Genomic DNA, 14,233 nt, shown 5'->3' with positions numbered 1-14,233 from the left:
AGGTGTTCAACCAAGTAAAAATTGCACTGCAGTATCTGCTGCCAAAACAGCGGCTGACCCAACTGGCCGGCTGGGCGGCGGAAAAAAACGCCGGCGCGCTGACACACTGGGTGATCCGGCTGTTTGCCCGTCATTACGGCATCAACATGCAAGAAGCGCAAAAGAGCGATCTGAGCGCCTATGCCAGTTTCAACGAATTTTTCACCCGTCCGCTAAAACACAGCGCGCGTCCGATTGATTTTACGCACAACAGCCTGTGCCTGCCCGCTGACGGCATGATCAGCCAGATTGGCCCGCTGCGTGACGATCTGCTGCTGCAAGCCAAAGGCCACTACTATTCACTGGATGCGCTGCTGGCCGGCCAAACCGAGTGGGTACGACGTTTTCGTCATGGCGCCTTTGCCACCACTTACCTGTCTCCGCGCGATTATCACCGCGTGCATATGCCTTGTGACGGCACTCTGCGCGAGATGATTTACGTGCCGGGTGAGCTGTTTTCAGTGAATCCACTGACCGCGGAAAACGTGCCGGGGTTGTTTGCCCGTAACGAGCGAGTGATCTGCTTGTTTGATACCGCCGCCGGCCCAATGGCGCAGATTCTGGTTGGTGCCACCATCGTCGGCAGCATCGAAACCGTGTGGGCGGGAACCATTACCCCACCACGCCGTGGCGAGTTGCAGCGCTGGACCTATCCGGCCGCCGGTGACGAGCAAGCGGTACATCTGACCAAAGGTCAGGAAATGGGCCGTTTTAAGCTCGGCTCCACGGTAATCAACCTGTTTCCTGAAGGCAGTGTTGCATTTGAGTGCACATTACAGCAAGGTGTTACCACCCGCATGGGCGAGCGTTTTGCCCGGCTGCTGAGTGCCCCGAGTTCTGCTGAAGGTGACACCACCCTCGCATCCCCGCACTCCGGAGCCTGACTAACGCCAGCCTGCGGCTGAACGTTAACAGTATTTAGACCGTCGTTCGCGGCGGTCTTTGTTCCGCGAGGTCGCGCATGTCACGACACCCTTTACAGCGTTATTGTTCCCTCTTTTTGCTGCTGTGTGCCTTACTAGTCAACAGCCTGCCGCTACAGGCAGAGGTGTTGCAACCGGCAGACAAGCTGCAACAATCCATCGACACCACCGAAGCCGGTAATCTGCCCGATAAAAAAGCGATTTTAGAAAATCTGCAGACGGCACTGACTTGGCTGAAAACCCGTGATGAAGCGCAAAAGCGGCGCACGGAATATCAGGCGGCAATTGATAACTATCCCAACCTCACCAGCCAATTGCGCCAGCAGTTACAACAGCTACAGCGCAGCGCTAACAGTACCAGCCATACCCACAATGGCGCGGGGCTGACGACTGCCGAGCTTGAGCAGCAAATTTTGCAAACCAACAGCAAATTGCTGGGGGCGACGCGCGATCTGCAACAAGAAAGCGATCAAATTCAGGCCATCATCGATTCGCTGAACGATATTCCGACGCGGCAAAGTGAGGCGCGTACCGCCCTCAATCAGGCTGAGCAGCGCCTATCGACGCTGCCGCCAAGCAGCAATACCCCGTTGCAGCAATCGCAAGAGCAAGCGCTACGCGCCGAGGTAACTGCGCGCAAGGCGCAAGTAGATACCCTGGAGCTTGAGCAGCTGTCGGCCAACAACCGGTTGGAATTGGCACGCCTGCGCCAAGAGATCTCGCGCACGGAGCGCGATCAACTCGACAGCCGCCTGCAAGCCCTGCGCAATGCCTTTAACGAGCAGCGCCAGCAAGAAGCGCAGCAAGCGCTCAAGCAAAGTACTGCCTTAATTGAGCAAAGCGCCGATCTGCCTGCCTTTGTCACCGAACTGATTAACCAAAACCAGCAGTTGTCACAGGCGCTCAATCAACAGGCCAGCTTTTTAGAGCGCACCGCGGAAGCGCAGCGCAGCACCCAAGCGGACATCAATCAGGTCAAACAAGCGCTGAGCAGTATCCGTGAACAATCGCAGTGGTTATCGGTTTCCAACGCCCTCGGCGAGAGTTTGCGCTCACAAATTGCCAAACTGCCGAAAATGCCCAAACCACAGCAATTGGATCGGGAAATGGCGGATATTCGCGCCCAACGGCTGCAATATGATGAGATGCAAAATACGCCCCTGAGCGAAGAGCAGCTCACGCAAATTGAGGCGCTCCCGAAGAACCTGCGTAACATCTGGAACAGCCAGTATCAGACCCGCCATGACTTACTGACGTCGCTGATCACCGGCACCGATACCAGCATTCTGGAGCTGGCCAAACTGAAAGTGGCCACTAACCAACAAATCGATGTGCTGCGCGAAATTAAAGTCGCCACCAATCGCTATCTGTTCTGGTTGCCAGACTTGAACCCGATTGGCCTCGGCTTCCCACTCGCGGTGCTACACGATGTGCGCCAACTGGTGGCGATGGATGTGTTCGGTCAGATAGCGCAGGGTTTTGTCGCCAGCTTACATAGCGAAAGCCTCTTGTGGTTGCTGGCCGCTATCGGCGTGAGCATTGCCAGCCGTTACAGCATGGGCAACTACCGCCGTTTTCTGGACAAAGCCGCCAGCCGGGTAGGCAAAGTGACCTTAGACAGCTTCGGTCTGACGCTACGCACCTTGCTGTGGTCGGTGTGGGTTTCCCTACCCGCGCCGGTGCTGCTGGCTGCGGTGGGTTACAGTCTGCTCAATGCGTGGGCCTATCCGGTGGCCATCGCCTTTGGTGAAAGCCTGATCAATTTGGTTATCGTGATCAGCTTGTTCGTGATCACCGCCAATTTTGCCCGCGCCAAGGGGCTGTTCATCGTCCATTTTGGTTGGGACAGCAAGAAAGTGGGCCGCGCGATGCGCTATTACGCCGTGTCGCTGGCCAGCTTTGTGCCGCTGTGGTGTGTCGCCGATACCTTAAGCTCGCTTAACGATCGCCAGTTTAACGATACGCTGGTGCGACTGGCCTTTATTGGCCTGTGCATCGTGCTGATGGTGCTGACCGCCAGCTTGCGGCGCACCAAAGTGCCGCTGTACCTCAACGCACAGGGCTCGGGGCAGAACCTGATTAACTACTTGCTGTGGGGGGTGGTGTTAGCCACACCGCCACTGGCGATTTTGTTCACCTGCTTAGGCTATCTATCGACCTCACGGGCGCTGCTGGCGCGGGTGGAGGTCTCATTGGTGGTATGGCTGTTCTTATTGCTGTTCTACTACCTGACCCGTCGCTGGATGTGGATCCAACGTCGGCGCATCGCCTTTGAGCGAGCCAAGCAGCGCCGCTCTGAAATCTTGGCGCAACGAGCGCGCAATAACGATGATGAGCATGCCACCAGCAATGATGGTGCGCAGGACATGATTGAAGAGCCGGTGATCGATCTGGATGTGATCAGCGCCAAATCCTTGCAGCTGATGCGCTCGATGATCTCGCTGGCCGCCCTCGGCTCGCTGATGTTGATTTGGTCTGAGCTGCGCTCGGCGTTTGCCTTCTTGGATAACATCAACCTGTGGAATGTCATCGACATCACTAACGGCGTTGAAAGCGTCCAGCCGATTACGCTGGGCTCGCTGCTGCTGGCCGGTCTGGCGCTGATCATTACCGCCAAGATCATCCGTAACCTGCCAGCGCTGATGGAGCTGGCACTGTTACAGCATCTGGATCTGACCCCGGGAACCGGTTATGCCATTACCACTTTAACCAAGTACTCGATCATTTTATTCGGGGTGATGATCACCGCCTCGATGATTGGGGTGGATTGGGCTAAATTGCAGTGGTTAGTCGCGGCGCTCGGTGTTGGTCTTGGTTTTGGTTTGCAAGAGATCTTCGCCAACTTTATCTCTGGCCTGATTATTTTGTTTGAAAAGCCAATCCGCATTGGCGATACGGTGACGATTCGCGATCTGACCGGTACGGTGACCAAAATCAACACTCGAGCCACTACTATTGCCGATTGGGATCGCAAAGAGATCATTGTGCCGAACAAGGCCTTTATCACCGAGCAGTTCATCAACTGGTCGCTGTCCGATCCGATCACCCGCATCGTGCTGCGGATCCCCGCCCCGCAACATGCCGATACGCAACTCGTCACCAGTTTGATTGAGCAAGCCGCGCGAAATACACCGAATGCCTTGGAAACCCCAGCGCCCGAGGTGTATCTGGTCGACTTGCAGCAAGGGATCCCGCTCTATGAGATCCGCTTGTACGCGGCGGAAATGGGCCATCGGATGCCTATTCGCCATGAGCTGCACAAGCAGATCTTGGCTCTGTTCCACGCCCATGAACTGGAACTGCCGTATCCGCCAAGTCAGATTCGGGTTGAGAAGATGCCGGCCAGTGAAGCACTACGCCGCAGCGCGGTGAGTAATGTGATGACGATCTAACGGGTTGCCTTGCTCGCTAATTAGATTCACCAGCAAATGATAATGAGAACTCATTGCATTTAAGTAAGTTCTCCTTTATTGTACAAGGACTGCACAGAAATCGGTTTCAGCCCTTCCGTTTTCTGCCACGCTCTCCCCCGCATATTGCAATGCCAGACCACAGGTTTTTGCACCAGCTGGCACGGCAAAAATAAAAAAAACGGCGGTCCTGATGGACTGCCGTTTTTGTCTGCTCGCTATCAATAAACGATAAATTATCGCGCTTCAGCAACACTCACGCGATCGAAACCGGAAACGCCATCACTTCGCTGATATCTTCGGCATTTACTGCCACCATCAGCAAACGTTCAACGCCCAGCGCAACCCCTGAGCAATCCGGCATACCGGCGGCCACGGCGGCCATCAGACGCTCATCAATGGGGTAAGTCGGTAAGTTACGTGCCGCCCGCTTGATATTTTCCTGCTCTAAGCGTTTGCGCAGCTCTTCAATGTCACTCAGCTCATGGAAGCCGTCTGCCAGCTCCATGGCGTGATAAAACACCTGAAAACGCTCAGCAACGCGGTGATCTTCCGAGCTGATTTGCGCCAGCTCCGCCTGATTGGCTGGGAAGTGATACACAAAAACCGGTTTCTCTTGGCCCAGATTCGGCACCACTTCGCGCTGGAACAGCACGTGCAGCAGGCAATCGCGCTCTTCCCCTTCTAGCAGATCTGTTAGCCCTTTAGCTTCAACCAGCTCAGCCAACACCGCTTTATCTGCTGACAGCGGGTCAATATCCAAATGACGCAAGAAGGCTTGTTGATAAGAAAGACTTTCCGCCGGTTCACAGTCGAGGATCTGCTGCAGCAGATCGTCCACTTCATTCATCAGACGGTACATATCAAAGCACGGCCGGTACCATTCCAAGATGGTAAATTCCGGATTATGTCGGCTATCGGCATCCTTGTTACGAAATGAGCGACCTAACTGGAAAATCGGACCGCTTCCCGCGGCCAGCAGGCGTTTCATGTGATATTCAGGATTGGTGACCAGATACAGTTTCTGGCTTTCACAATCATCACAGCCTTGGTATTCCAGTTGAAACGGAAATTGGTATACATCCGCTAAGGTAGTCTGACTCATTGCCGGCGTTTCGACTTCCAGCACACCCCGATCAGCAAAGAAACGACGCACATCTGCCAGCATGGAGGCACGCTTTAGCAGATTGCTCATTGGCGCTGAAGGCTGCCAGTTCACCGATTCGCTCATGATTTCCTCTGGATAAACACTCGTAATTGGTGCCGCAGTCTACCCGCGAGTCCGTCATCAGACAAATCCTTGGCGGCATTTCCTCTGTCTGACCATCATTTAAATGTAAAAATTCCGCCGTGGGGTTTCGCTTTAGTGAAAAAATGAAGCGCTAATGTAAATTAATTCTTAAATTCACTATTTTTGTGACTCCGTGCGGTTTTTTGCGCTCGATCACGAAATCAAATCTTGCTCACTCTTTCGAGTGAGTAAACTCTCAAAACAGGTAACTAAATCAAGTTTTGTTACAGGTGCGATGACTACAATAGCCGCGCTGAAACCGAGGATTTCCCCCTTATTTATTTTTTTTAATCCCGACGACTATAATTTGTCCAATATTTCGGAGGAATGCTGTGCAGACCTTTACCGCAGACATCGCTATCATTGGTGCGGGTGGTGCGGGCTTGCGTGCCGCAATTGCCGCAGCCGAAGCCAACCCTAATCTGAAGATCGCGTTGGTATCCAAGGTATACCCTATGCGCAGTCACACCGTTGCAGCCGAAGGTGGCTCCGCAGCGGTAGCACTGGATCATGACAGCTACGACAACCACTTCAACGATACCGTATCCGGTGGTGATTGGCTGTGTGAACAAGACGTAGTCGAATACTTCGTTAAACACTCACCGATTGAGATGACCCAACTGGAGCAGTGGGGTTGTCCGTGGAGCCGTCGTCCGGATGGTTCTGTAAACGTACGTCGCTTCGGCGGTATGAAAATTGAGCGTACTTGGTTTGCTGCGGATAAGTCCGGCTTCCATATGCTGCATACCCTGTTCCAGACGTCTATCCAATATCCACAAATCCAGCGCTTTGACGAGCACTTCGTACTGGACCTGCTGGTAGACAACGGCGAAGCCCGTGGTCTGGTCGCAATGAACATGATGGAAGGTACACTGGTACAGATCCGCGCCAACAGCGTGATCCTGGCTACCGGTGGTGCCGGCCGTGTTTACCGTTACAACACCAACGGCGGTATCGTAACTGGTGATGGTATGGCGATGGCTTACCGTCATGGCGTACCTCTGCGTGACATGGAATTCGTTCAGTACCACCCAACCGGTCTGCCGGGCTCAGGTATCCTGATGACCGAAGGCTGCCGTGGTGAAGGTGGTATTCTGGTGAACAAAGACGGCTACCGTTACCTGCAAGACTACGGTCTGGGACCAGAAACCCCAGTCGGTCAGCCGAAGAACAAGTACATGGAACTGGGTCCACGTGACAAAGTTTCTCAGGCGTTCTGGCACGAGTGGCGCGCAGGCCGCACCATCTCTACCCCTCTGGGCGATGCGGTACATCTGGACCTGCGTCATCTGGGTGCTAAGTACCTCAACGAGCGTCTGCCGTTCATCTGTGAACTGGCGAAAGCTTACGTGGGCGTGGATCCGGTTAAAGAGCCAATCCCAGTACGTCCAGCCGTACACTACACCATGGGTGGTATCGAAACCGATAACCAGTGCGAAACCCGCATTAAGGGTCTGTTCGCCGTGGGTGAGTGTTCTTCTGTGGGTCTGCACGGTGCGAACCGTCTGGGTTCTAACTCACTGGCTGAAATCGTGGTATTCGGTCGTCTGGCCGGTGAAAATGCCGTGGCACGCGCCGCTGAAATGGGCGAAGCCAACGATGCAGCTCTGAATGCACAAGCCAAAGACATCGAAAACCGTCTGCACAGCGTTCTGAATCAGGAAGGTAATGAGTCCTGGTCGAAGATCCGTGACGAGATGGGCATGTCTATGGAAGAAGGTTGCGGTATCTACCGTACCGAAGATCTGATGCAAGCCACCGTTGATAAGCTGGCTGAGCTGAAAGAACGTATCAAGAAAGTGTCTATCAAAGACCGCTCCAGTGTGTTCAACACTGATCTGCTGTACGCCATCGAAGTGGGTTACAGCCTGGACGTGGCCGATGCCATGGCGAACTCTGCGCTGGCGCGTAAAGAGTCTCGTGGTGCGCACCAGCGTCTGGACGAAGGCTATACCGAGCGTGATGACGTGAACTTCCTGAAGCATACTCTGGCCTTCCGTAGCGAAGACGGCGGCGCGCCGCGTCTGGAATACAGCGATGTATGCATCACCAAGTCCCAGCCTGCCAAGCGTGTATACGGCGCTGAAGCAGAAGACCAAGAAAAGCAGAAGAAGGAGCAGGCATAATGGCAAGCCGTACTCTGAAGATGGAAGTGATGCGCTACAATCCTGAACAGGATACCGCGCCTTATTTCCAGACCTTTGATGTACCTTACGACAACGCCACTTCCCTGCTGGATGCGTTAGGCTATATCAAAGACAACCTCGACAGCGATCTGTCTTACCGTTGGTCCTGCCGTATGGCCATCTGCGGCTCTTGCGGCATGATGGTTAACAACGTGCCTAAGCTGGCTTGTAAGACTTTCCTGCGTGACTACGCCGACGAAGGCATGCGCATCGAAGCGCTGGCCAACTTCCCGATCGAGCGTGACCTAGTGGTTGACATGACTCACTTCATCGAGAGTCTGGAATCCATCAAGCCATACATCATCGGTAATGACCGTAAAGTGTCTGAAGGTCCAAACGTTCAGACCCCGGCTCAGCTGGAGAAATACCGTCAGTTCTCTATGTGCATCAACTGTGGTCTGTGCTACGCAGCCTGCCCACAGTTTGGCCTGAACCCAGAGTTCGTAGGTCCTGGTGTACTGGCACTGGCACAGCGTTACAACACTGACAGCCGTGACCACGGTCAAGCTGAGCGTATGCCAGTTCTGAACGGCAAAAACGGTGTGTGGAGCTGTACGTTCGTCGGTTATTGCTCTGAAGTGTGTCCGAAGCACGTTGACCCAGCCGCTGCTATCCAGCAGGGCAAGGTAGAAAGTGCCAAAGACTTCATGATCGCCATGCTGAAGCCACAGTGAGGAAAGAAATGAGCACTATCTCCAAACGTAAACCTTATGTTCGCGAGATGAAAGCGAACTGGTGGCAGAAACTGGGCTTTTACAAGTTCTACATGATCCGTGAAGGCAGCGCTGTACCAACCGTATGGTTCGGTCTGGTTCTGCTGTACGGCATGTTTGCTCTGCGCGGTGGTGTAGACAGCTGGTATAGCTTTGTCGGCTTCCTGCAAAACCCTATCGTTCTGCTGCTGAACCTGATTGCTCTGGGGATGACCCTGCTGCACACCGCAACCTGGTTCAACCTAGCACCGAAGGCACAGATGATCATCATTAATGATGAAAAACTGCCTGAGAGCAAAATTGTTAAAGCACTGTGGGCAGTAATGGTGGCATTCACTATTTTTGCCCTGGCTATCGTACTGATTTAAGGAAGGAAGAGGATGAAACCATCAATCCCTCAGCGTTCTGACGAACCGGTATTTTGGGGCCTGTTCGGTGCGGGCGGTATGTGGAGCGCCATCGTTTCTCCGGTGATCATCCTGCTGGTCGGCATCATGCTGCCACTGGGTATGCTGCCGGATGGCGCGATGAGCTACGAGCGCGTACTGGGCTTTGCTCAGAGCATCATCGGTCGTCTGTTCATGCTGGGTATGCTGATCCTGCCTATCTGGTGTGGTATGCACCGTATCCACCACGCGATGCACGATCTGAAAGTGCACGTACCGGCGGGTAAACTGGTGTTTTACGGTCTGTCTGCGATCTACAGCCTGCTGGCGCTGATCGTGGTATTCACGCTGTAATCCTACCTGCGAGGCGAAACGTGCTGGCCACGGTTCGCCTCGACATGCGTTCGATATCCGCGCGCTCTCCGTGAGAGATAAAAATACCCGGCGTTGCCGGGTATTTTTTTATCCTTATCCTTGCTATACCTAAACCAGAGATACTGAAAGCTGTACGGCACTGATGCTGTGCGTGACTCTCATCTTGCTTAGGCATTTTGCTAAGGATAGGCCAATGCTGTCACCTCGCTCCCTGCTCTCCGCCGCCACCTTGTGGTTAACCGCACTGTTAACCGCCTGTACGCAAGTTCCGCCCGGCGCCAAGCCGATTCAACAACTGGATCTGACGCGCTATCAAGGTACGTGGTACGAAATTGCGCGCCTCGACCACTCGTTCGAGCGCGGCCTGACCCACGTTACAGCCGACTATCTGCCGCGTGATGATGGCGGGATCCGCGTCATCAACCGTGGGTTTGACCCCGCGAAACAGCGCTGGCAAGTTGCTGAGGGCAAAGCCTATTCACTGGCGCCCGATATGCCGGGCTCACTGAAAGTCTCCTTTTTCGGCCCGTTTTACGGCGGCTACCATATCCTTAAGCTGTCTGACGACTACCGCTATGCGCTGATCAGCGGCCCAAGCCATGAATACCTGTGGATCTTGGCCCGCACGCCAACTCTGCCCGCCGCCGAGCTCGACGCACTCTTACAGCAAGCCAAAGCGGCCGGTTTTGCCACCGACGCCCTGATTTTTACCGACCAGCGCACTCCGCGACCACAAAGTGAACCGGCAAGCACACCAGCATCCTAAACCAAGCGACAGCGCCGCGCGCCAGTCATCCCTTGCCAGACAAGGATAAAACAGGCATCGCGGCGCACTCACCGACATCAATAATAAAGTTCAGGAATGGTGGCCATCAGCAGTGGGGAATCCACCACCGGACCGGTCAACGAAGATATTCGCGCAACTCAACTACTGAATTTCAGCCCCAAGATCCCGCACACAATCAGCACCAAACTGCCGACCCGCACCAAAGAGGCGGACTCGCCAAACAAAATGATGCCCATGATGGCCGTTCCGACCGCGCCGATACCAGTCCACACCGCATAAGCGCTGCCTGCCGGTAACTGACGCATCGCCATCGCTAGCAACACCATGCTGCCACTGATGGTTAAGGCAAAAATCACCGTCGGCAACGGACGGCTAAACCCATGGCTGGCTTTTAAGGCCAGCGCCCAACACACTTCAAAGATACCTGCAATCACCAGGTATACCCACGCCATAGTCCTACACTCCTCCATGGCATTCTTCGGGGTCGTCCCCATACGAAAGGCAGTCATACCGGGTCGTCCCGGGACTGAATAGACAACGTGCGACTCTGGGCCGCACGAGAAAGAAACTAGCAATGCTGACGCGAAGAGTCGAGGTCGCTAGGTAGATTGCGCCGGCGCAGCGCATAAAGCAAGCCGGGGATCAGTAACAAGGCGGCCACCGCTGCGGCCACTACTGCTGGCCAGTTGCCGCTTCCCCACCAGTACAGCAGATAAAAACCGCCAGCGGCAGAGCCAAAATAGTAGAACATTAAATACAGCGCGCTGGCCATCGCACGCCCTTCACCGGCATGCTTACCGACCCATGCGCTGGCTAATGAGTGCAGCAGGAAAAAACCGATACTATTAATCAACAGTCCGGCAATGATCACCCACAGCTGCAAACTCAACGTCAGCAATGTGCCACCCAGCAAACACCCTACGCCCAGCGCCATCCCCGCCGGAACTGAATAACGTACGCTCCAATGGCCGGCTAAACTGGCCGACACCGTGCCGCTTAAATAGCATAAAAACAGCAATGACAACGCACTGGCTGGCAGATGCCACGGCGCGCCGTGTAAGCGAAAAGTCAGTACCGAAAACAGATTGATGAAAATACCAAACGCCAGCATGCTGATTAAAAACACCGGCCACAGATAAGGATTGCGTAGGTGGCGCAACAAGGTGCCAAACAGTGCGCGCGGCCGTAAGGCTTGTGCACGAAAATGCTGCGGTTTAGGTAATAACATGGCCACCAGCGACACGCCAGCCGCGGTGAGTAGCGCCAGAGTCCACACCGTGGCTTCAATGCCAAACCACTGTGACATCCCTCCGCCAATCAAACGCCCCGCAATTCCGCCCACCGAATTGGCGGCCACATAACTGCCCACCGCCCGCATAAAGGCTTTGGACTCAAACTCTTCGGCCATGTAGGCCACCGCCACGGCAGGAAAACCGGCCAGCCCAATGCCTTGAATCACCCGCAGCACAATCCAGCTGCTGAGACTCTGCGCCAACAGCAGCGCCAGCGCCGTCCCTAACGACAGCCCTAAGCTACACAGCATGATGCGACGCCGACCGAGCGCATCGGCGGCGATCGCCCACGGCAGCAAACTCAGGCTTAACCCGAGCGACGCGCCAGCAAAGATGCCATTCACCTCGCTAGCACTGGCACCGAACTGCGCCGCCAGCAGCGGCAACATCGGTTGTGGTGCGTACAAATTACAAAAGACCAGAAAAGAGGATAACGCCAGCGCGGCGGTGGCGCGCCGGTAATCGCGGCTTCCCTGCGTGATCATGTTGTGTCCTTACCTCGGGGCGACCGATACTTTCAGTGCGCCAAATCACTGCACCCAGTCCGTCACTATAATGGTTATAATCTCAGCAGAATATGCGTCAGGGCAGATTTTACCGATTCCGCTCTCACCACAAGGAACGATGATGCCACACACGACTCCCGTGACCACGCCTGAACAAGACGAACGGCCACGTCCGCTCACGCCGCAACTGCTGAGCGCGGCCGAGCAGCAACAGATCCTGCAACCCGGACAAGCCGCGGCGCTATGGCAGTTTGTCTGCCAACAAGCACCGACGCCGAGCCCGCGTTTTACTATCGCGCAGGTGCTGTACACCTTAGGCGGCTTGCTGGCGATTGGCGCGATGACCGTCTTTATGCAGCAAAGTTGGTCACGCTTTGGCCCACTGACCTACAGCGCGTTGTCCGCCGCTTTACTGCTGATTGCGTTACTGTTAGCTGAAGTGCTGCACCGGCGTCGCTACCCATTGCCAGCGGCCTTATGCGCTACGGTCGTGATGCTGACCGCGCCGCTGATTTTACTCGGATTACAAATGCATTGGGGATGGTGGGATGATCCGCACACCCGTCTACCGCTGTTTTATCTCGATTATCCGGGCATGGCCGATCAGCGTTGGTTATCGTTGGAGGTGCTCGGTTTGCTGGCCGGCCTTGCGATGGTGTGGCGCTACCGCGCGCCACTGTTGATGCTGCCACTGAGTTTACTGCTGTGGGTCACGCTGCTGCATAACGCGCTCGATCTGTTGAGTTGGTGGCATAGCGGCTGGCGTCGTCAGTGTCTGCTGTCACTGCTGATTGGCGTGGGTATGTTGGGGATCGCCGGCTGGCTGGATCATCGCTATCGGCGTCAGCCCGATTATGCTCACTGGTGGTATGTCAGTGCGCTGACCATCAGTTGGACTAGCCTGACCTTGCTCGACAGTCACAGCGAGCTGGGGCGCTTTATTTACTGCTTGCTGAATTTAGGCCTGATGCTGCTGGGGCCGCTGTTGAATCGACGGGTATTTACCCTGTATGGCACGCTGGGTGTGTTTGCCTATTTTGGCTATCTGGCATGGTCACTGTTTGCAGACAGCACGCTGTTCCCGTTTATTCTGTGCGCGGCAGGGCTGTTGGTGATTGGCCTTGGCGTCAAATGGCAGCAGCATGAGGTGGCGATTGCCAATTGGGTGCGCCGCCGCTTGCATCTGGATGCCTAAGCGCGACTAGACCGTAAATTGCTACAGACGCTGCAAAAATTATAGCCCCGCGTATGCGGGGCTATGCAATCGAGCCACTATCGTTTATGCGAATCGGTCTGTATCTCGGCGTGTGTATCTAGACGTATGCCACGCTCATTGGCGCGGCTTATCAGATGACTAGTGACTCGCTCATGACTTGTTGCATTGCTCAGCTCAGCTTAGCCACCAAACTGGCACAAATAGGCAGTATCTTGCGCCACTTGCAGATCAAAGGCGCTGTCACCAGGGACATGAAACTCACTGCCGGCCGCAAAGGTCTGCCACACATCGCTACCCGGCAGACGCACCGTCAGCGCGCCACGCAGCACCACCATCACTTCCGGCGCGCCGGTATTAAAGCGGTACTCGCCCGGTGCCATCACACCAACGGTAGCCCGACGCTCACCATCTTGAAAACCGATGGATTTAACCTGCCCAGCAAAATAGTCGTTCACTTCCAGCATGTTGTTACTCTCCCTGTCAAAATGGCTCGGCTAATCCCAAGCCTGCAGTCGGCAGCATACCGGTGATTTTTTGTTCTGACTAGATAAAAACCACGCCGCAAAACCCGTGTCCGGTTAGCCCATAATCTTATCGCGAAACATGAAGAACACCGCCCCCAGCAGACATAAACCGGCCCAGACAAAGTCCATCCGAAACGGCTCTTTCAGGTAGTACAACGAGAACGGCACAAATACCGACAGCGAAATCACCTCTTGGATGATTTTAAGCTGCCCAGGCGATGCGACGGTATAACCAATGCGATTAGCCGGCACTTGCAGCAAATATTCAAACAAGGCAATGCCCCAACTAATCAGTGCAGCAAACAACCAAGGTTTATGGGCGAAGTTTTTCAGGTGGCCATACCAAGCAAAGGTCATAAAGATATTGCTCAGACACAACAGGCCTATGGTTGTTACCAGCGGCGGCATAACATTCCTTTTTTAACGGTGTACTTCAACAATTAACGGCCTTAATCGACAGCGCGCTGAATAGAGCTACCTAATTTTTGCACATCACGACCAAACCCTTTGGTGGTCTCACAACCGGAGGTCAAAAATGCCAGCAGTAACGGTACAACTAGCCAGATCATACGTGGTTTCATGGTT

14 protein-coding genes are annotated in these 14,233 nt (G+C 54.7%); 8 read left to right on the top strand and 6 right to left on the bottom strand.

Annotated elements, in window-relative coordinates; all coding sequences use genetic code 11:
• Nucleotides 1-2: 2 nt before the first annotated feature.
• Together asd and mscM are read left to right on the top strand one after the other, a co-directional pair.
• The gene (gene asd, locus LQ901_RS00250) at nt 3-923 is read left to right on the top strand and encodes an archaetidylserine decarboxylase (protein WP_152117772.1); all 921 of its coding nucleotides are present in this window, start codon (nt 3-5) and stop codon (nt 921-923) included.
• 77 nt (nt 924-1,000) lie between these two features.
• The gene (gene mscM / locus LQ901_RS00245) at nt 1,001-4,354 is read left to right on the top strand and encodes a miniconductance mechanosensitive channel MscM (protein ID WP_064978250.1); all 3,354 of its coding nucleotides are present in this window, start codon (nt 1,001-1,003) and stop codon (nt 4,352-4,354) included.
• Between the two features lie 274 nt (nt 4,355-4,628).
• Here mscM and epmA read toward each other — a convergent pair whose 3' ends face one another.
• On the bottom strand, nt 4,629-5,603 hold the full coding sequence (gene epmA, locus LQ901_RS00240; protein ID WP_010864786.1) for an elongation factor P--(R)-beta-lysine ligase: 975 nt from the start codon (nt 5,601-5,603) through the stop codon (nt 4,629-4,631).
• 392 nt (nt 5,604-5,995) lie between these two features.
• Between epmA and frdA the strand changes: the two genes are divergently transcribed.
• From frdA to LQ901_RS00215, 5 genes are all read left to right on the top strand, one after another.
• On the top strand, nt 5,996-7,789 hold the full coding sequence (gene frdA, locus LQ901_RS00235; protein WP_010864787.1) for a fumarate reductase (quinol) flavoprotein subunit: 1,794 nt from the start codon (nt 5,996-5,998) through the stop codon (nt 7,787-7,789).
• Nucleotides 7,789-8,523, top strand: coding sequence for a succinate dehydrogenase/fumarate reductase iron-sulfur subunit (locus tag LQ901_RS00230; protein ID WP_010864788.1), 735 nt, complete (start codon nt 7,789-7,791; stop codon nt 8,521-8,523). The genes frdA and LQ901_RS00230 overlap by 1 nt, the downstream gene beginning before the upstream one ends.
• A gap of 8 nt (nt 8,524-8,531) precedes the next feature.
• Complete coding sequence (gene frdC / locus LQ901_RS00225) at nt 8,532-8,930, top strand: fumarate reductase subunit FrdC (protein WP_010864789.1); 399 nt, start codon at nt 8,532-8,534, stop codon at nt 8,928-8,930.
• A 12-nt stretch (nt 8,931-8,942) separates the two neighbouring features.
• Nucleotides 8,943-9,302: a fumarate reductase subunit FrdD gene (frdD, locus tag LQ901_RS00220; RefSeq protein ID WP_010864790.1), complete on the top strand. Its 360-nt coding sequence runs from the start codon at nt 8,943-8,945 to the stop codon at nt 9,300-9,302.
• A gap of 214 nt (nt 9,303-9,516) precedes the next feature.
• Nucleotides 9,517-10,089, top strand: coding sequence for a lipocalin family protein (locus LQ901_RS00215; protein WP_152136862.1), 573 nt, complete (start codon nt 9,517-9,519; stop codon nt 10,087-10,089).
• A gap of 158 nt (nt 10,090-10,247) precedes the next feature.
• Here LQ901_RS00215 and sugE read toward each other — a convergent pair whose 3' ends face one another.
• Both sugE and LQ901_RS00205 read right to left on the bottom strand, forming a co-directional pair.
• Nucleotides 10,248-10,562: a quaternary ammonium compound efflux SMR transporter SugE gene (sugE, locus tag LQ901_RS00210; protein WP_010864792.1), complete on the bottom strand. Its 315-nt coding sequence runs from the start codon at nt 10,560-10,562 to the stop codon at nt 10,248-10,250.
• 116 nt (nt 10,563-10,678) lie between these two features.
• A complete protein-coding gene (locus LQ901_RS00205; protein ID WP_064978252.1) occupies nt 10,679-11,887 on the bottom strand; it encodes an MFS transporter in 1,209 nt (402 codons plus the stop codon).
• Nucleotides 11,888-12,029: 142 nt separating this feature from the next.
• Between LQ901_RS00205 and LQ901_RS00200 the strand changes: the two genes are divergently transcribed.
• Nucleotides 12,030-13,103 carry a DUF2157 domain-containing protein gene (locus LQ901_RS00200; RefSeq protein ID WP_082935566.1) on the top strand — a complete coding sequence of 358 codons (1,074 nt, stop codon included), beginning with the start codon at nt 12,030-12,032 and terminating at the stop codon, nt 13,101-13,103.
• 200 nt (nt 13,104-13,303) lie between these two features.
• On the opposite strand, the gene LQ901_RS00195 is transcribed toward LQ901_RS00200, so the two are convergent.
• From LQ901_RS00195 to LQ901_RS00185, 3 genes are all read right to left on the bottom strand, one after another.
• Nucleotides 13,304-13,588: a pyrimidine/purine nucleoside phosphorylase gene (locus LQ901_RS00195; RefSeq protein WP_010864796.1), complete on the bottom strand. Its 285-nt coding sequence runs from the start codon at nt 13,586-13,588 to the stop codon at nt 13,304-13,306.
• 114 nt (nt 13,589-13,702) lie between these two features.
• Nucleotides 13,703-14,056: a DMT family protein gene (locus LQ901_RS00190; protein WP_010864797.1), complete on the bottom strand. Its 354-nt coding sequence runs from the start codon at nt 14,054-14,056 to the stop codon at nt 13,703-13,705.
• Nucleotides 14,057-14,097: 41 nt separating this feature from the next.
• Nucleotides 14,098-14,229: an entericidin A/B family lipoprotein gene (locus tag LQ901_RS00185; protein ID WP_064978253.1), complete on the bottom strand. Its 132-nt coding sequence runs from the start codon at nt 14,227-14,229 to the stop codon at nt 14,098-14,100.
• Nucleotides 14,230-14,233: the final 4 nt, after the last annotated feature.

It is taken from the genome of Plesiomonas sp. PI-19 (assembly GCF_021368255.1).
Taxonomy (GTDB): Bacteria; Pseudomonadota; Gammaproteobacteria; order Enterobacterales; family CAMTGL01; genus Plesiomonas; species Plesiomonas shigelloides.
The sequence above is the reverse complement of the archived record's forward strand: the minus strand, read 5'-3'. Positions and strand labels throughout refer to the sequence as shown.